The sequence below is a fragment of the Oharaeibacter diazotrophicus genome (assembly GCF_004362745.1).
GTDB lineage: Bacteria > Pseudomonadota > Alphaproteobacteria > Rhizobiales > Pleomorphomonadaceae > Oharaeibacter > Oharaeibacter diazotrophicus.
Genome location: NZ_SNXY01000008.1, coordinates 163,797 through 182,350 on the forward strand (window position 1 = coordinate 163,797; position 18,554 = coordinate 182,350).

12 protein-coding genes are annotated in these 18,554 nt (G+C 73.9%); 6 read left to right on the forward strand and 6 right to left on the reverse strand.

Annotated features, from left to right (window positions below; all coding sequences use genetic code 11):
* Positions 1–21 precede the first annotated feature (21 nt).
* On the reverse strand, positions 22–693 hold the full coding sequence (locus tag EDD54_RS13090; protein ID WP_126539838.1) for an LbetaH domain-containing protein: 672 nt from the start codon (positions 691–693) through the stop codon (positions 22–24).
* A 58-nt stretch (positions 694–751) separates the two neighbouring features.
* Positions 752–2,968, reverse strand: coding sequence for a glycosyltransferase (locus EDD54_RS13095; protein WP_126539840.1), 2,217 nt, complete (start codon positions 2,966–2,968; stop codon positions 752–754).
* Positions 2,969–3,225: 257 nt separating this feature from the next.
* Here EDD54_RS13095 and ppa point away from each other — a divergent pair, with 257 nt between their 5' ends.
* Positions 3,226–3,765: an inorganic diphosphatase gene (gene ppa / locus EDD54_RS13100; RefSeq protein WP_126539842.1), complete on the forward strand. Its 540-nt coding sequence runs from the start codon at positions 3,226–3,228 to the stop codon at positions 3,763–3,765.
* 106 nt (positions 3,766–3,871) lie between these two features.
* A complete protein-coding gene (locus EDD54_RS13105) occupies positions 3,872–4,939 on the forward strand; it encodes an acyltransferase family protein (RefSeq protein ID WP_126539844.1) in 1,068 nt (355 codons plus the stop codon).
* Between the two features lie 16 nt (positions 4,940–4,955).
* Here EDD54_RS13105 and EDD54_RS13110 read toward each other — a convergent pair whose 3' ends face one another.
* Entirely contained in the window at positions 4,956–5,849 is an 894-nt protein-coding gene (locus EDD54_RS13110; protein ID WP_126539846.1) for a DMT family transporter, read from the reverse strand.
* Positions 5,850–6,005: 156 nt separating this feature from the next.
* Between EDD54_RS13110 and EDD54_RS13115 the strand changes: the two genes are divergently transcribed.
* From EDD54_RS13115 to EDD54_RS13130, 4 genes are all read left to right on the forward strand, one after another.
* The gene (locus EDD54_RS13115) at positions 6,006–6,548 is read left to right on the forward strand and encodes a MarR family winged helix-turn-helix transcriptional regulator (RefSeq protein ID WP_126539848.1); all 543 of its coding nucleotides are present in this window, start codon (positions 6,006–6,008) and stop codon (positions 6,546–6,548) included.
* Positions 6,549–6,624: 76 nt separating this feature from the next.
* Entirely contained in the window at positions 6,625–11,406 is a 4,782-nt protein-coding gene (locus tag EDD54_RS13120; RefSeq protein ID WP_126539850.1) for an NAD-glutamate dehydrogenase, read from the forward strand.
* A 51-nt stretch (positions 11,407–11,457) separates the two neighbouring features.
* On the forward strand, positions 11,458–12,453 hold the full coding sequence (denD, locus tag EDD54_RS13125; protein WP_126539852.1) for a D-erythronate dehydrogenase: 996 nt from the start codon (positions 11,458–11,460) through the stop codon (positions 12,451–12,453).
* A gap of 80 nt (positions 12,454–12,533) precedes the next feature.
* Positions 12,534–13,919: an MFS transporter gene (locus tag EDD54_RS13130; protein WP_126539854.1), complete on the forward strand. Its 1,386-nt coding sequence runs from the start codon at positions 12,534–12,536 to the stop codon at positions 13,917–13,919.
* A gap of 138 nt (positions 13,920–14,057) precedes the next feature.
* Here the strand turns inward: EDD54_RS13130 and purH are convergent, their stop codons facing one another.
* The 3 genes from purH to EDD54_RS13145 all read right to left on the reverse strand — a co-directional run bounded on the left by purH (position 14,058) and on the right by EDD54_RS13145 (position 18,545).
* Positions 14,058–15,650: a bifunctional phosphoribosylaminoimidazolecarboxamide formyltransferase/IMP cyclohydrolase gene (gene purH, locus EDD54_RS13135; protein WP_126539856.1), complete on the reverse strand. Its 1,593-nt coding sequence runs from the start codon at positions 15,648–15,650 to the stop codon at positions 14,058–14,060.
* A gap of 116 nt (positions 15,651–15,766) precedes the next feature.
* Positions 15,767–17,506: a heparinase II/III family protein gene (locus EDD54_RS13140; protein WP_126539859.1), complete on the reverse strand. Its 1,740-nt coding sequence runs from the start codon at positions 17,504–17,506 to the stop codon at positions 15,767–15,769.
* Positions 17,507–17,699: 193 nt separating this feature from the next.
* Positions 17,700–18,545, reverse strand: coding sequence for an alpha/beta hydrolase (locus tag EDD54_RS13145; protein ID WP_126539861.1), 846 nt, complete (start codon positions 18,543–18,545; stop codon positions 17,700–17,702).
* Positions 18,546–18,554 lie beyond the last annotated feature (9 nt).

The window sequence follows — 18,554 nt, forward strand, 5'->3', positions numbered from 1 at the left end:
TGCGCCCGGCGCGGGCGCCGATCACGCGCCGTCCGCTCCCGGCCGGCGGAACGACAGGCGGGAGCGCACCCGCGTCCGGCTCTCTGGCAGCGCGATCGAACCGTCCGGCATGTCGCGGCGGACGATGGCGCCGGCGCCGATCCGGCAGTCGTCGCCGATGGTGAGGCCGGCGTGGATGCGTGCGCCCATGGCGACCGTGCAGCGCGCGCCGATCCGGGTGTCGCTCGCCACGGTGGCGTGGGGCAGGATGGCCGTGAAGTCGCCGACCTCGACCCGCGCGCCGAGCACGTTGTGGGCGAACAGGTGGACGTGGCGCCCGAGCACGACGTCGGTCAGGACGGCGAAGGGGCCGACGTAGCAGCCCTCGCCGAGGGTCGCGTGGGACGACACGACCGCGGAGGTGTGCACGAAGCGCGGCCAGCGGCAGTTGCGCAGGGCGGGACGGGCGCGGATGGCGGCGGCGTGGTCGGGATCGGCGACCGTCAGGAAGGCGTCGACCGCGGCGCCGTCGACCGAGTCGATCGTGCCGACGTCGTGGCCGAGCACCATCCCGGCCGGACGGTCGTCGACGACGCCACGGATCGGCGCGCCCGCCGTCTCGAAGATGCAGATCAGGTTGCGGGCGTTGCGGCCGCCGCCGATCAGCAGCACGCCCTCGGGGGCGGCGGGGTCGAGAACGGGGTGTCGGTACATGGGCAAAAAAGTCCCTTCGACGGTCTCGCGGCGCCCCGGCGGGGTGCCGCGCGTTCGCTCAGATCACCTCGAGGGCGAACAGCGCGGCGCCGAACAGGCGGCCGTCCCGGCTGGTCGGATCGAGTTCGGACAGCACCGCGGCCGCCGGGGCGTGCACCGTCAGCGTGACGAGCCCGCCGGCCGGATCGAGGCGCCGCACCAGCGGCACGGTCACCCGCCGCGCCTCGCCGGCGATCACGGTCGTCTCGACCGGCGGGCCGAAGTCGATCGACAGCGCGACCTGCTGACGGTCGACGAAGGGCAGGCCGGCGAGCGTGACCACCAGGGCCGTGGCGTCGGGATCGGGCACCCGCAGCACCACGGCCGTTCGCCGGGCGGTCCAGACGAAGGACCGGTCGTGGCGGCGGATGCCGGGCCAGCGCTCCAGGGCGGCGCCCGCCGAGCCGGTCGAGCATTCGACGCCGCGCCGGAGCGTGAGGATCGGCGGCACCGCCGGCACGTGCGGCGCCTGCTCCGCGGCGGCCTCGACGCGCGGCGCCGGGGCGGCGTGCGCGCCCGTGAGACGGTTGCGGGCGCGGATCCAGGTGTCGAGGGTCGAGTGCTGGTCCGCCTGCCAGCGCGCCGCGATCACCGCCGCCCGTTCCGGGGCGATGCCGCCCTGGTCGCGCAGCCAGGCGAGGTCGCGCAGGCGCTGGGCGCGCACCATAACGTGGATGGCGCCCATGTGCTCGAGCGAGACCGGATCGGCGCCGTGCGCACCGATCGCCCGGTGACTGTTGCGGGCGTGCTGGCGCCAACCGACCAGCGGCCGGGCGAGATAGCGCTGATGCCCGAGCATCGTCGCGCGGTAGCCGGTGAGGAGGTCGAGCCCGTAGGGGCAGAGATCCGGGTCGAGCGGCGGGAAGGCCTCGAGCACCGAGCGGTGGAAGGCGGAAGTGGCGCCGAGCCAGTAGGGCGCCTCCTGCATGTCGGCGAGCGCCACCGGGTCGTCGAGCACCGTGTCCGACAATCGGGTGTCGAGCAGGCCGATCGGGATGCCGCCCTCGGAGAGGAGCACCGCGTTGGAGGTGACGAGGCGCAGGTCCGGCTCGGCGGCGAAGCGGCCGAGGAGAACGTCGAGACGGCCCGGCAGCGCGATGTCGTCGCTATCGGCCTGGACGATCACCGGCGCGCGCGTCAGCGCCGTGACGGTCGCCAGCATGCCGTGGCCGAGCGCCTTGCCGTTGCGCATCACCGTCGCCGCGACATCGGGCCGGCCGCCGAGCCGGTCCATGACGGCGGCGAGGCTGCCGTCGTCGGAGCCGTCGTCGACCAGCACCAGTTCGACGTCCGGCCGCCACTGGGCGAACAGGCTGTCGAGCTCGGCGCCGATCCAACGGGCATGGTTGCGCAGGGGCACGAACACCGCCGCCGAGAAGGCGGCGCGCGGCGCGGCGGGCGGCGGTGGCGGCACCCAGGCGCGCCGCGGGGCCGGCTCGGCCCAACGGTCGATCGCGGCGGCGATCTCGTCCTCGCCGTAGAAGGCGCGGACGTGGGGGTGGTCGTAGATCGCCTGCAGGGCCGCCCGCGGCAGGCGGAAGCGGCGCTGCAGGGCGCGGTAGATCGCGGCCGTCGGCTTGGCGGTGCCGTCGTTGTCGTGCGGCAGCGCGACGTCGATGCCGGGGAAGAGTTCCGCCAGCCCGGCCTCGATCGCGGCCGGCGCGTTCTCGTGGCGGAACAGCAGCAGGCGCACGCCGTCGCGCTCGTGGATGGCGTAGCCGCGGCCGCGGTCGAAGCCCGCGGCGGCGAGATCGAAGCCGAAGGGCGTCTCGAGCTCCTCGCGGAACCAGTCGGCCGGCGCGCGGATCATCCGCTCGAGGAAGCCGCGGACGGGATCGTCGTCGGCGGTGTCGCGGAGCCAGAGATCGGCGATCCGGCCGCCGAGCATGTCGGCCGACGCCTCCGGCGAGGGGCCGAGGCAGTCGGCGAAGCCGGCTTCGAGGTTCTGCATCGCGACCGACAGGGAGCGGGTCACGGGATCGCGGACGCCGCTGACGACGGTCAGCGTCTCACCCGCCGCACGGGCGCGCTCGATCATCGCGCGGATCGGAGCGTTGTCGAAGGCGGCGCGCAGGCCGGACGTGTCCGCCGTGGTCGCCGCCGCGAAGCGCTCGAGCGGATCGACGATCCAGGATCCGAGGCCGTGGCTGAAGGCGAAGCGGCCGGGAAAGTTCGCCCCCAGGAGACGGCGCAGCGACGTCGTGCAGACCTTGCCGTAGGTGAGGACGAGAATCATGGCCAATCTTGCATGCGCCGGTTTAGCGCACCGGTGTATGCGCGGCGCAGACCAGAGTCCAGGTCGGCGAGGCACGGCCTGGCGTCGGCGAGAGGGGCTTCGCCCGTCGATGCCGCGGACGTTCGGCGCGCGCCGGTCCGCCGGGCCGCGGGCGCCTCATGCTGCATTGCACAATAGGCGACTTGCCGGTTTGCCGGGATCCGGCTACACACGCGCGACTTTCTGGCCCGCGCGGGCCCCTCACGGGAGAGCACCGGATGCGCATCGACGCCGTTCCCATCGGCAAGAACCCGCCGAACGACATCAACGTCATCATCGAGGTGCCGATCGGCGGCGAGCCCATCAAGTACGAGATGGACAAGGAAGCCGGCGCCATGTACGTCGACCGCTTCCTCTACACCTCGATGCGCTACCCGGGGAACTACGGCTTCGTGCCGCACACCCTGTCGGACGACGGCGACCCGATCGACGTGGTGGTGATCAACACCCGCGCGATCATCCCGGGCGCCATCATCAACTGCCGGCCGATCGGCGTCCTCAAGATGCAGGACGAGAGCGGCCACGACGAGAAGGTGATCGCTGTCCCCTCCTCGAAGCTGACCAAGCGCTACGACAAGGTGCAGAACCACACCGACCTGCCGGAGATCACCCTCCACCAGATCGAGCACTTCTTCGAGCATTACAAGGATCTCGAGCCCGGCAAGTGGGTCAAGATCATCGGCTGGGGCGACGCCGAGGAGTCGCGCTCGCTGATCGTCGCCGCGATCGAGGCCGCCAAGGCCGCCAAGAAGGACTGAGGTCCGGCGCGCACGCGTCCCGACGGTCGGGACGCGTGCGGTTCCGGTCACCCGACGGCGACCCGACCGGCCGCCGTCCCGACGCACCACATGCTCGCGCCGCGCGGTGCCGCCGGGCGTCGCGTCCATTGCGGGAGGCCGCATCATCCCGAGCCCGGCCGCCCCGACCCTCGCCTCGACCGGAAATGTCGCGAAGGCCCGCGACAGCGGCGCCGACATCGTCAGGGCGCTCGCCATCCTCGCGGTGGTGGCGATCCACGCCGGCCACGTGGTGCTCGACCCCGCGACCACGCTCGCCCTCGCGACCGCCTCGCGCTGGGCCGTTCCGGTCTTCGTCTTCTACGGCTGCCTCCATCTCGCCCGTGCGGTCGCCCGGCCCGGCGCCGACCCTTGGCGGCTCGCCGCCGATCGGTCGAAGCGCCTCGCCCTGCCCTTCTTCGCCTACAGCCTGCTCTACGCCGCCGTTCTCGGCGCGCCGGGCAGCTTCGACCTGCTCCACGTGGCGACGGGCCACCTTGGCGGCTATGCCTGGGCCGGGCAGTATTATTTCCTGGTGATGTTCCAGTTGGTGCCGCTGGTCGCGCTCGCGGCGTCGCGGCGCCCGCCGCCGGCGCTGCTCGTCGCCGTCGCCCTCTGCGGGGCGCTGCTCGTGGCCGCGGCCGGGCCGCTGCTGGCGATCTCCCCCGTCCTCGGCAAGATCTCCGATCGGCCGTTCCTCTGGTGGGCGACCTATGGCGCCCTCGGTCTCCTCCTCGCCGACGCCGGCCGCGCCGAGCGGTTCGCCGGGCGGATCCCCCGTCCGCTCGCCCTCGCGGGCTTCGCCGCGATCCCGTTCGCGCTCGCCACGGCCGATCTGCCGGCCGATCGCAGCCCCTACCTCAACCTGCCGGTGCTGACGGCGTCGGTGGCGGCGATCCTGCTCGCGGGCCCGGCCTTCCGCGGCCTGCGATGCCGGCCGCTCGAGTTCCTCGGCCGCAACACGCTGGTGGTGTTCTGCCTCAACCCGCTGGTGATCGTGGGGTTCGACCGCCTCGCCGCCGCCGCCGGCACGACGCCGCCGTCCGGATCGGCGGGCCTCGCCGCGGCCGCGGCGGTTGTGGCGGCGACGACGGCGGCGTGCCTCGCGGTCGGCGTCGTCCTGAAGCGGATCGGGCTCGGCGCGCTCGCCGCCTGACGTCGGCCGCCCGCGCTCAGGCCGTAGCGCGACGCTGGGCGACGGTGGTCATGGCGACGCCGGCGGCGATCACCACGGCGCCGGCGAGGGTGGCCGGGCCGTAGTGCTCGCCGAGGAAGGCGATGCCGCCGAGGAGGCCGACGGCGGCGCCGACGTAACCGATCTGGCTGAGATAGACCGGGCCGCCGGCGACCTGCAGGCGGAAGAAGCAGGCGAACATCGCCGCCGAGGCGGCGACCTGGGCGAGGGCGAGGCCGGGGACGTCGGCGATCCGGACGAGGCCGCCGGCGTCGCCGGCGAGAACCAGCGCGGCGAGCAGCATCGCGGCGGCGGCGAGGTGGCTGCCGGCGGCGAGTTCGGTCGGCGTCGCGCCCGGCGGCCAGCCGAGGCTGCGGTAGACGTTGCCGGAGGCGAGGAACAGCGGCATGGCGAGGCCGGCGGCGACCCAGAGCGGATCGGCCGGGCGGCCGACCTCGCCGCGGGTCGAGGCGACCACCACGGCGCCGACGAACCCGACCACGATGCCGGCGACGCCGAGCGCGGTCGGCCGGCGGACGCGGCAGAGGATCGCGATGCACAGCGTCGTCACCGGCGACAGCGTCAGCATGATGCCGGCGTAGCCCGCCCCGAGATGGGGGATGGCGAGGAACATCAGGGCGTTGGGGATGGCGTAGGACAGCGCCGCCGTCACCGTCGCGTAGACCGCGCGGGCGCGGTCGAGGCGCGGCGGGGTGCCGCGCGCCGCCAGGATCGCCGTCAACACCGCTGCCGTGCCTGCCGAGATCAGCAGCGCCCAGCCGAGCGGCGGCACGCCGGCGGCGATCCCGGCCTTGCCGAGCGGCGGGGCGAGGCCGAGCAGCGTGCCGGTGACGAGCAGGAGGACGAGCGGCGAATCGAAGCGGGGGGACATCGGACGAGGACCTGTGGCGGAGCCGGGCCGGAAAGTCGCAACCGGCGCGGCGCGCGAAAACCCGGCGGCGGTGTCCGGGAGGGAGTGGACGCGGATCCTCGGTCGGGTTTACCTTTGTGTCAAGATACTCGATGTCGAGACATATCGGAGGACCGGATGGATCGGGCGGACAGGGCGATCGCGCAGTGGCGGCGGGAGCGGCCGGACCTCGACGTCTCGCCGATGGCGGTGTTCGGGCGGCTCTCGGAGGCGGCCGCGCTGGCGCAGGAGCGGATCCGCGCGGTGTTCGCCCGCGCAGGCCTCGCCCCCGGCGAGTTCGACGTGCTGGCGACGCTGCGCCGCTCCGGCGCGCCGCACCGGCTGACGCCGACGGCGCTCTACGAGAGCACCATGGTGTCGTCGGGCGCGATGACCGCACGGCTCGACCGGTTGGAGCGCGCCGGCCTGATCGCGCGGCGACCCAACCCGGACGACCGCCGCGGCGTGCTGGTGGAGCTGACGGCGGCCGGATTCGCGCTCGTCGAGGAGGTCGTAGCGGTCCACGTCGCCAACGAGCACCGGATGCTCGCCGGGCTCGACGGCGCCGAGCGCGCGACATTGGCGACGCTCCTTAGCCGGCTCATCGCGTCGCTCGCGGCGACCGGGACGGTGGACGGGGGCATTCCGAAACGGGATGACGCAGACCGGATTAGCACTTAAGGCCACCGGAGGATGCGCCTAAGAAGGTCGCGAGGCCCCTCGCCGGGGACCCGAGGCCGACGGCCGGAGGCGCGACATGCAGATCGATCTCGACACACTCGAACAGGCCCGCATCGACGAGGCGGCGGCGCTGGCGACCGCGGCGGGCGGGCCGGAGCGCGGCGACTTCCTGCGCGTCTTCCTCGCCCGCGGCGCCGCCGAGGACGTGACGCGCTACACCGCCGCCGAACTCGCCGGCTTCGCCGCCGCGGCTATGGACGACCTCGGCGCCCGCGAGCCCGGCCGCCACCGTATCCGTATCCACGATCCCGACCTCGGCGGCGCAGGCACGGCGCACACCGGCGTCACGGTGGTCGAACTCCTCAACGACGACATGCCCTTCCTCGTCGACAGCACCATGCTGGCGCTGACCGAGGCGGGCATGGACGTGCGCCTCCTGGTCCACCCGATCCTGTCGGTGTACCGCGACGGCGACGGCCGCTTCACCGGCTTCGCCGAGCCCGGCGCACCCGGCGCGCTGCGCGAGAGCCTGATCCACGTCCATGTCGCCCGCCTGCCCGACGCCCGCGCCCGCGCCGACCTCGCCGCCCAGCTCGACGCCACGCTCACGGACGTGCGCGCCGCCGTCGCCGACTGGCCGGCGATGCGCGAGCGGCTCGACGGTGTGATCGCGGGCTACCGCACCAACCCGCCGGCGGCGCTCGACCGCGACGAGGTCGCCGAGGCGGTGGCGTTCCTGTCCTGGCTCGCCGACGACAATTTCACCTTCCTCGGCATGCGCGACTACGACGTCGACCTCGCCGGCGGCGAGGAGGACCGGATCGCGCTGAAGGCCGGCAGCGGCCTCGGCCTGCTCGCCGACCCGGAGGTGCGGGTGCTCCGGCGCGGCCGCGAACTCGTCCAGGTGACGCCGGAGATCCGCGACTTCATGCGCCGGCCCGAGGCGCTGATCGTCACCAAGGCCAACGTCAAGAGCCGGGTGCACCGGCGCGCCTACATGGACTACGTCGGCGTCAAGCACTACGCCGCCGACGGCACGCTGGTGGGCGAACTGCGCCTCGTCGGCCTGTTCACCGCGTCCGCCTACACCCGCTCGCCGCTGGCGATCCCGTATCTGCGCCGCAAGGCGCAGGCGGTGATGGACCGCGCCGGCTTCGACCCGGACAGCCATTCCGGCAAGGCCCTCCTCAACGTGCTGGAGAGCTATCCGCGCGACGAGATCTTCCAGATCGACGGCGAGACGCTCCACGACTTCGCCATCGCCATCCTGCAACTCGGCGAGCGGCCGCGGATCCGGGTGCTCGCCCGCCGCGACAAGTTCGACCGCTTCGTCTCGATCCTGTGCTTCGTGCCGCGCGACCGCTATTCGACCGAGGTGCGCATCGCCCTCGGCGAGCATTTCCGCACCGTGTTCCAGGGCCGCGTCTCCGCCTTCTACCCGGCCTTCCCCGAGGGCACGCTGACCCGGGTCCACTTCATCGTCGGCCGCGACGGCGGCGAGACGCCGAACCCGGCGCGCGCCGACCTCGAGGCCGCCGTCGCCACGATCGTGCGCACCTGGGCCGACGCCTTCCAGGACGCCGTGCGCGTCCGCTTCCTGCCCGACCGCGCCCGCGCCGTGGCCGAGCGCTTCGCCGGTGCCTTCTCGCCGGCCTACCGGGCCGTCTACGGCGCCGACGACGCCATCGCCGACATCGCCGAACTCGAGCGTCTGACGGGCGAGCGGCGGGTGTCGCTGGTGTTCCGCAAGCCGACCGGCGCGGCACCGACCGAGGTGGCGCTGAAGCTGTTCCACGCCGGCGGGCCGGTGCCGCTGTCGCTGCGGGTGCCGGTGCTGGAGGCCATGGGCTTCCGCGTCATCGAGGAGCGCTCGGTCGACATCGCCTTCGACGGCCGCGGCGTGGTGATGCACGACATGGCGCTGGAGCGCGCCGACGGCCGCGCCATCGACCTCGCCCGCCACGGCGAGCCGCTGCGCGCGCTCGCCATGGCGATCTGGTTCGGCGCCGCCGAGAGCGACCGGCTCGACGCCCTCGTCGTCTCCGCCGGCCTCGCCTGGCGCGAGATCGCGCTGATCCGGGCGCTGTCGCGCTACCTGCAGCAGGCGCGCATCCCCTACGAGCAGGGCTACGTCGCCGACGCGCTGAACCGTCAGCCGGCGATCGCCACCGCGCTGGTCGCGCTGTTCCGCGCCCGCTTCGACCCGGCGCTCGCCGGCGACCGCGCCGTCGCGGAGGCCCGGATCTCCGCCGAGATCGACACCGCGCTCGACGCGGTCGCAAGCCTCGACGACGACGCAATCCTTCGCCGGCTCAGGAACCTGATCCAGGCGGCCATGCGCACCAACTTCTACCAGCTCGGCGCCGACGGCCGACCGCGCGGCGAGATCTCGCTGAAGTTCGACCCGCATCGGGTCGACGGCCTGCCGGAGCCGCGGCCCTTCGCCGAGATCTGGGTCTACGCACCCGAGGTCGAGGGCGTGCACCTGCGCTTCGGCAAGGTGGCGCGCGGCGGCCTGCGCTGGTCGGACCGGCCGCAGGACTTCCGCACCGAGGTGCTCGGCCTCGTCAAGGCGCAGCAGGTCAAGAACGCGGTGATCGTACCGGTCGGCGCCAAGGGCGGTTTCTTCCCGAAGCGCCTGCCGGCGGGCGGCGGGCGCGAGGCGGTGTTCGCCGCCGGCACCGCGGCCTACCGCCGCTTCGTCTCGGCCCTGCTCGACCTCACCGACGACATCCACGGCGACCACGTGGTGGCGCCGGCCCTCACGGTGCGCCACGACGGCGACGATCCCTATCTGGTGGTCGCCGCCGACAAGGGCACCGCGACCTTCTCCGACACCGCCAACGCCATCGCCGACGCCCACGGCTTCTGGCTGTCCGACGCCTTCGCCTCCGGCGGCTCGGCCGGTTACGACCACAAGAAGATGGGCATCACCGCCCGCGGCGCCTGGGAGGCGGTGAAGCGGCACTTCCGCGAGATGGACCGCGACATCCAGACCAGCCCGTTCACCGTCGCCGGCGTCGGCGACATGTCGGGCGACGTCTTCGGCAACGGCATGCTGCTGTCGCCGGCGATCCGCCTCGTCGCCGCCTTCGACCACCGCGACATCTTCCTCGATCCCGATCCCGACCCCGCGACCTCCTTTGCCGAGCGCGCCCGGCTGTTCGCGCTGCCGCGCTCGTCCTGGGCCGACTACGACACCGGCCGGATCTCGGCCGGCGGTGGGGTGTTCTCGCGCAGCCTGAAGGCGATCCCGCTGTCGGCGGAGGTGCAGGCGCTGCTCGGCCTCGACAAGCCGCGCGCGACGCCGCAGGAGGTGATGGCGGCGATCCTGAAGGCGCCGGTCGACCTCCTGTGGTTCGGCGGCATCGGCACCTACGTCAAGGCGGCCGACGAGAGCGACGCCGAGGTCGGCGACCGTGCCAACGACGCCATCCGCGTCGTCGCCGGCGAACTCCGCGCCAAGGTGGTCGGCGAGGGCGCCAACCTCGGCATGACCCAGAAGGCGCGCATCGCCTACGGTCTCGCCGGCGGGCGCTGCAACTCCGACGCCGTCGACAACTCCGCCGGCGTCAACTCCTCCGACGTCGAGGTCAACTTCAAGATCGCGCTCGGCCGTGCCGTCCGCGACGGCCGCCTGACGCTGCCCGACCGCAACGCCCTCTTGGAGACGATGACGCCGGACGTCGCCCGGCTGGTGCTCGCCAACAACTACCGCCAGAGCCTCTGCGTCTCGCTCGCCGAGCGGCGCGGCGTCGCCGAACTCGGCCAGCTGCGCCGGCTGATGCACGTGCTGGAGGGCCGCGGCCGGCTCGACCGCGCCGTCGAGTTCCTGCCCGACGACGCCGCGCTCGCCCGCCGCGAGGCCGCCGGCAAACCGGCGACGCGCGCTGAGATCGGCGTGCTGATGGCCTACGCCAAGATCGTGCTCTACGATGACCTGCTCGCCGGCCACGTCCCCGACGAACCGTCGCAGGAGGACGAGCTGTTCGCCTATTTCCCGGCGGCGATGCGCGAGGGCTTCGCGGACGACATCCGCGGCCACCGGCTGCGGCGCGAGATCGTGGCGACCCGGCTCGCCAACGCCGTGGTCAACCGCGGCGGCCCGACCTTCGTCGTCCGCCTCGCCGACCAGACCGGCGCCGACACCGAAACGATCGTCCGCGCCTTCCTGATCGGCTTCGACGCCTTCGGCCTCGGCCATCTCGAGGCCGCGGTCGACGCCCTCGACACGCTGGTGCCGGGCACCGTTCAGCTCGACCTCTACACCCGGATCCAGGATGCCCTGACCGCGGCGGCGCTGTGGCTGCTCCGGGCGGGTCGCACCGCCGGCGATCCGGGCGCGGTGGCACGCCGGCTCTCCGAGGGCATCCGCCGCCACCGTGCCGTGGTCGCCGACCGACGCGGCGACGCCGTCGACCCCGCCGAGGCGGCCCTGATCGCCGCCGGCGTGCCGGAGGAGGTGGCGCGGCGGATCGCCATGCTCGACCACGACCTCGTCGCCCTCGACGTCGTCGCGGTCTCGGAGGCGTCCGGCGCCTCCGTGGAGCAGGCGGCGGCGGCGGCACGGGCGGTGTCCGAGGCCTTCGCGCTCGACCTCCTCGACGGCTTCGCCCGCCGGCTCGCCCCGCGCGACTATGTCGACGGCCTCGCGCTCGACCGCGGCCGGCGCATGCTCGCCGACGCGTTCCGGCGGATCGCCACCGCGGCCGCCGGCGGCGGCCTCGACGGCTGGCTCGCCGGCCGCGGCGTCGACGCCGAGCGGATCCGGGCGGGGATCGCCGACCTCGCCCGCGGCGAGCCGTCGGTGACGCGCTTCATCGTCGCCGCCGGTCTCGTCGCCGACGTCGCCGGCTGAGCGCGGTTTCGTGTAGCGTGGCGCTCCGAGGGGGGATTCGGAGGAGAGGCCATGGACGTGCTCGTGATCGGCGCCGGCGGGATGATCGGCCGCAAGCTGACCGACCGGCTGCTCGCCGCCGGCGAGATCGCCGGCCGGCCGATCGACCGGCTGACGCTCGCCGACGTCGCCGCACCGGCGGTGCCGGCCGGTGCGGGGCTCGCGGTCGAGAGCGTCGCCTGCGACCTCGCGGCGCCCGGCGAGGCGGAGCGGCTGGTGGAGCGGCGGCACGACCTGATCGTCCACCTCGCCGCCATCGTCTCCGGCGAGGCCGAGGCCGACTTCGAGCGCGGCTATGCCGTCAACCTCGACGGCACGCGGATGCTGCTCGAGGCGATCCGCGCCGCCGGCGGCGGCTGGCGTCCGCGCCTCGTCTACACCTCGTCGATCGCCGTGTTCGGCCCACCATTCCCCGGCGACGGCACGCTGCCGATCCCGGACGACTTCCACACCACGCCGCAGACCTCCTACGGCACCCAGAAGGCGATCGGCGAACTGCTGCTCGACGACTATTCGCGCCGCGGCTTCGTCGACGGCGTCGGCATCCGCCTGCCGACGATCTGCGTGCGCCCGGGCAAGCCGAACCGGGCGGCATCCGGCTTCTTCTCCGGCATCGTCCGCGAACCGCTCGCCGGGCTGGAGGCGGTGCTCCCCGTCGACGACGACGTTCGGCACTGGTTCGCCAGCCCGCGCGCGGCGGTCGGATTCCTGCTGCACGCCGCCGCGCTCGACACCGGCCTGCTCGGGGCGCGGCGCACGCTGACCATGCCCGGCGTCTCGGCGACGGTGGCCGAGGAGATCGCCGCCCTGGAGCGGATCGCCGGGCCGAAGGCGGTGGCGCTGATCCGGCGCGAGCCAGACCCGACGATCCGGCGGATCGTCTCGGTATGGCCTTCGGCTTTCGACGCGCGCCGCGCCCTCGACCTCGGCTTCACCGCCGACGCCGACTTCGACGCCATCGTCCGCGCCCACGTCGACGACGAACGCGGCGGCCGCCTGCCGTTCTGACCGCGCCCTCGGCGGGCTTGCCAGGGCGTCGTCGGTCCGCTCTTCTCCGGGTTTCGGTCCGGCGGACGGAGAGGGGCGGCATGGCGACGGGACGGGGCGACGGGACGGGGCGGCCGGAGACGCCGCCCCGGGGCATCCTCGGCTGGCTGCTGTTCGACTGCGCGACCCAGCCGTTCTTCACGCTGGTGACCACTTTCGTCTTCGCGCCCTATTTCGTCGCCGCGGTGGCGCCGGACCCGGTGTCGGGGCAGGCTTGGTGGGGCTACGCCACCGGCGCCGCCGGCCTCCTGATCGCGCTGACGGCGCCGCTCGCCGGCGCGGTCGCCGACGCTGCCGGCCCGCGCAAGCCCTTCGTGATCGGCTTCGGCCTGATGATGGCGCTGGCGGCCTCGGCGCTGTGGTGGACAGCGCCCGGGACGCCGCACGCGGTGGCGATCGCGCTCGTCGCCTTCGCGGTCGGCACCGTCGGCGTCGAATACGCCACCGTCTTCAACAACGCGATGATGCCGGACCTCGTGCCGCCGGAGCGGCTCGGCCGATTGTCGGGGCGCGGCTGGGCGATCGGCTACGTCGGCGGCCTCGTCTCGCTGGCGGCGACGCTGGCGCTGATGGCCGCCTCGCCCGAGACCGGGCGGACGCTGGCCGGGCTCGACCCGATCCTCGGCCTCGACCCCGCCACCCGCGCCGGCGACCGTGCCAGCGGGCCGTTCTCGGCGCTGTGGTTCTGCCTGTTCATCCTGCCCTTCGTGCTGTGGACGCCCGACCGGCCGCGCTCGGGCCGTCCTCTCGGCGCCGCGGTCCGCGGCGCCGCCGGCACGCTCCGGGGAACGCTGGCCGAACTCGGCCACCACCCGGCTGCGGCGCGCTTCCTGATCGCCAACATGATCTACACCGACGGCCTGATCGCGCTGTTCGCCTTCGGCGGCGTCTACGCCGCCGGCGCCTTCGGCTGGACCACGGTGGAGATCGGCGTGTTCGGCATCCTCCTGACCGTCACCGGCACGATCGGCGCCCTCGCCGGCGGCCGGCTCGACGACCGGCTCGGGCCGAAGGCGGTGGTGACGGGGTCGCTGGCGCTGTTGACGCTCGCCGCGCTCGGCATCCTCGGCACCACCCGCGACACGGTGCTGTTCGTGCTACCGGCGGCCGGGCCGGTGCCGGGCGACGGGCTGTGGGCGAGCCTGCCGGAAAAGGTCTACGTGGCGCTCGGCTGCCTGATCGGGCTCGCCGCCGGGCCGGTGCAGGCGGCCTCGCGCACGCTGCTCTGCCGGCTCGCGCCACCCGACCGCACGGCGCAGTTCTTCGGCCTGTTCGCCCTCACCGGCAAGATCACCAGCTTCATGGGGCCGATCATGGTCGGCCTCGCCACCGACCTCTCGGGCAGCCAGCGGCTCGGCGTCGCGCCGCTGGTCGCCTTCTTCGTGGTGGGGGCGGTGCTGCTCGCCGGCGTGCGGACGCCGCGGTGACGCTGGGCAAACGTATCGAGCGCGCAGGGCGCCGACCTCCGGTCGGAGCGTTGCGCGCGAGAAGCGCCCGACCGGGCGCCGGCCGGATGGCCGATACCTCGCGACGGCCCGACGAGTCGGGTCGTCGCGAGACCGACGTCAGTGCCGGAAGTGGCGCATGCCGGTGAAGACCATGGCGAGGCCGGCGGCGTCGGCGGCGGCGATCACCTCGTCGTCGCGCATCGAACCGCCCGGCTGGATGACCGCGGTCGCGCCGGCGGCGACCGCGGCCTCGAGGCCGTCGGCGAAGGGGAAGAAGGCGTCGGAGGCGACCACCGCGCCGCGGGTCGCCGGCTCGGCCGAGCCGGCGGCCGCGGCGGCGTCCTCGGCCTTGCGGGCGGCGATGCGCGAGGAGTCGACCCGGCTCATCTGGCCGGCGCCGATGCCGACGGTGGCGCCGCCGCGGACGTAGACGATGGCGTTCGACTTGACGTGCTTGGCGACGCGGAAGGCGAAGATCATGTCGGCGAGTTCGGCCTCGGTCGGCCGGCGCTTCGTCACCACCCGGAGGTCGTTGACGTCGACGCGGCCGTTGTCGCGCGACTGCACCAGGAGGCCGCCGGAAACGGTGCGGACCGACAGGCCCTCGGCGGTCGGGTCGGGCAGGCCGCCGGCGAGCAGCAGGCGGAGGTTCTTCTTGGCGGCGACGATGGCGATCGCCTCGTCGCTGGCGTCCGGGGCGATGATCACTTCGGTGAAGATCTCGACGATCTTCGCGGCGGCGTCGGCCTCGAGCCGGCCGTTGAGGGCGACGATGCCGCCGAAGGCCGAGACGGGGTCGCAGGCGAGCGCCTTCTCGTAGGCCTCCGCCAGCGTCGCGCCGGTGGCGACGCCGCAGGGGTTGGCGTGCTTGACGATCACCACCGCCGGCGCCTCCGCCGGGTCGAACTCGGCGACGAGTTCGTAGGCGGCGTCGGTGTCGTTGATGTTGTTGTAGGAGAGCTGCTTGCCCTGCAGCTGGCGCGCGGTGGCGACGCCCGGCCGGGTCTCGCCGGTGCGGTAGAAGCGCGCCCACTGGTGCGGGTTCTCGCCGTAGCGCATCGCCTCGGCGAGGCGGCCGCCGACGGCGAAGAAGTCGCCGGTCTCGCCGCCGAGGAAGCGGGCGAACCAGGTCGAGATCGCGGCGTCGTAGGCGGCGGTGCGGGCGAAGGCCTTGAAGGCGAGGCGGCGGCGCGTCTCGAAGGAGACGCCGCCCTCGTCGAGTTCGGCGAGGACGCGGCCGTAGTCGGCCGGCTCGACCACGACGGTCAGGTAGGCGTGGTTCTTGGCGGCGGCGCGGATCATCGCGGGGCCGCCGATGTCGATGTTCTCGATGGTCTCGTCGACGCCGGCGCCGCGGGCGACCGTGGCCTCGAACGGGTAGAGGTTGACCACCAGGATGTCGATGCCCTCGATGCCGTGCTCGGCCATGGCGGCGGCGTGGGCCGGCTCGTGACGGACGGCGAGCAGGCCGCCGTGGACCTTCGGGTGCAGCGTCTTGACCCGGCCGTCCATGATCTCCGGGAAGCCGGTGACGTCGGCGACCTCGGTGACCGGCACGCCGGCCTCGGCCAGCATCGCCTTGGAGCCGCCGGTGGTCAGCACCGTGACGCCGCGCTCGACAAGGGCGCGGGCGAAGTCGACCAGCCCCGTCTTGTCCGACACCGAGAGGAGCGCCCGCTTCGGCAGGATGCGGTTGGGATGCGCGGTCATGGAAGGTCTCCGCCAGGGGATCGTGCTCGGCGCGGCCGATAGCACGAAAGGCCCGCCCGCGGAACCCGCGCGGAGGACGAGCGGACCACCGCAAATCGGAGGGGTCGGGTGCCTGCTCAGTCGAACAGGTCGGCGCCGCCGACGACGCGGCCGCGGGCGGGGCGGCCGCGCTGGCCGAGGGCGGTGCGGGTCAGCGTCCAGTTGACCTCGGGGGTGAGACCGACGCGGCCGGCGACGACGATCTGCACCGCGCGGCGGCGGCCGAGCACGTCGGAGAGGTAGATGCTCTCGGCGAGTTCGGGTTCGATCATCGGCGAGGAGAACACCCAGGCCTCGCCGTCGGGGGCGACCAGCAGCACCTCGCCGCCGGAGGTGCGGGTGGCGCGGATCGCCGGGTGGAGGTGGAAGCGGACGGCGAAGCGGTCCGGCCCGCCGCGGCGGGCGCCGGAGAGGCGGTCGACGCCGAGCAACTGGTCGCCGTCGGCGGAGAGCAGGACGCTGCGCTCGTGGACGATGCCGAAGGGCCGGACGTAGCCGTCGTGGCGGGCGGTGACGAGGATGCCGTCGGCGCGGTCCTCGCGCTCGACCGGGACGGCGCTCGGGCCGGCCACCACCAGCGCCCCGAAGCGGCGGCGCAGCGCCGACGATCCGAGGAAGCGCGCCGACGAGGCGTCGGCGACGGTGACGGTGGAATGGGCCGGCGTCGAGCGCGCGGCGGCGTGCCAGCGCTCGTCGGCGCTGGCGCCGCAGTTGACGACGAAGCGGTGCTGACCGGACGACAGCTCGAAGGACAGGAAGCCGGCGTGGGCGTTGCGGCTCAGCGGCAGCGGCGGCGCGGTGCCGGTGTCCATCAGCACCACGGCGCCGCCGGCCTCGAGGCGCTGATAGCCCGACCAGGAGGCGTTCTGCACCGGCCGGCCGCGGGTGTCGTCGTAGGCGAGCACGGTGGCGAGCAGGTCGGCCGAGGTCGAGCCCATGCCGTTGAAGTGGCCGAAGGCGCCGTCGGTGTGCCGGAAGAAGCGCAGCATCGGCATCATGCGGTCGATGGCGGTCAGCAGCGGCGCGGTCGGGCTGAGGCCACGGGCGGTGTAGGCCTGCCGCAGCGGCAGGAGGTCGGCGAGGAGGTCGAGCACGACGCCGGGGTTGCGGCCGACGTGGCCGCCGTCGGCGAGGACCTGGCGCAGCAGTTCCTGGTCGAGCCGGTGGGTCGCCTGGCGAACGAGGCGCTGCTGACCCTCCATCGACAGCGCCGCCTCGGCGACGGCGATGGCCGAGAGCAGGCGCGGATAGCCGTCGGGCGCACCGAGGAAGCCGACGCGCAGGCGCCGGACCTGCCGCACCAGCGAGCGCAGGAAGCGCCGGTAGAAGCCGCGGTCGGCGTCCTCGAGGATCAGCGGCGACTGGGTGATCCAGGCGAGCACGCGGCGGGCCAGCACCTCGGCCTCGAAGGCGGGGCGCGGCGCGCGGGTCTCCTGGGCGATCCAGTCGGCGACGAGGGCGCGGGCGTTCTGGCGGGTCAGGGCGCCGTCGGCGGCGCGCAGGTGGCGCAGCCAGCCGAAGCCGTGCAGGTCGCGCGTCCACGCCTCGGACGGCGCCTCGACCTCGAAGGGCGAGCGCCCGCCGGTCTGCACCGACTTGCCGGCGAAGGCGAACAGGCCGGCGTAGATGTCGGCGGCCTGGGTGGGATCGGCAGTGCGGATGTCCTGGGGGGCGATGACGAGGCGCTCGGGCGTCGGCCCCGGCCAGCGCCAGCGGGCGAACGGGCCGGCCTCGAGCGCGACGACGGCACGGCGGAGCGACACCCCTGCCGCATGCGACAGGAGCCGGGCGGTGCCGCTGACCGACTCCCACGCCATCCCTCGGCCCCTTCGCGCCCTACCTCGATCCACCCCTTCGCGACCCTGGTCGCGCCGCCGCCTCGAGCGGGCGCGAATCACCCGCGGCGGGATGTGCGTCTGCCACGCTCGACGATTGAAGGCGACCCGTGGTTACCAGAGTGTTTCCGGAACGCGGAAAAAGCGATTCCGGCGAGGGGGCGTCCCGGAGGGTTCAGCCGATGCTGAAGCCGTCGAGCGCCAGGGTGTTGAGCAGCGCGCCGGGGGTGGCGAGGGAATCGAGCACGGTGAAATGATTGGCGGAGGGCACCGAGATCAGCCGCGGCGTCCGTCCGCTCCAGGCGGCGGCGAGGGCGGCGGACTGGCGGTGGAACTCGGCGCTCTCGTCGCCGCCGACGGCGAGCGCCAAGGCGGCACGGACCCGCGGCGCACGGTCGACGAGGCTCCAGTCGCGCGCGCTCGCCGCATCGAGCCGCAACGCCGCGTTCATCGAGGTGCGGATCAGCGGCTCGAGCTCGAACAGGCCGGAGATCGGCAGCACGAGGCGGATCGGGTCGGCGGGCAGGCCGACGGCCGTCCAGTCGACGGTCATCAGGTCCGCGGCGAGATAGCCGCCGGCGGAATGGCCGGAGACCACCACGGCGGCGCGTTCGGCGGCGTCGAGGACGTCCGCGTAGAGGACGGCGAAGGCGCGGCGCACGCTCTCGGCGATGGCGGCGATCGTCACCTCCGGGCAGAGCGGATAGTTGACCAGCGCCACCGAGACGCCCTGGTCGAGGAAGCCGTCGAGCAGGAACGCGGTCTCGGCCTTGGTGAAGGCGCGCCAGTAGCCGCCGTGGACGAAGACCAGCACGCCGCGGGCGTGCTCGGCGCGGTGGAAGTCGAAGATCTCGCGCGGATGCGGGCCGTAGGCGACGTCGGCGGCGGTCGGCCGCCGGCGGGCCGTCACGGCGGCCGAGCGCACCGGCCAAGCCGCGAGCAGGGCGGCCGTTTCGGCAACCGTGACCCGCGGATTGTACTCGCGCTCGTACCAGTCGTCGTCCCTGTCCGCGCTCGCCATGCCGTCCTC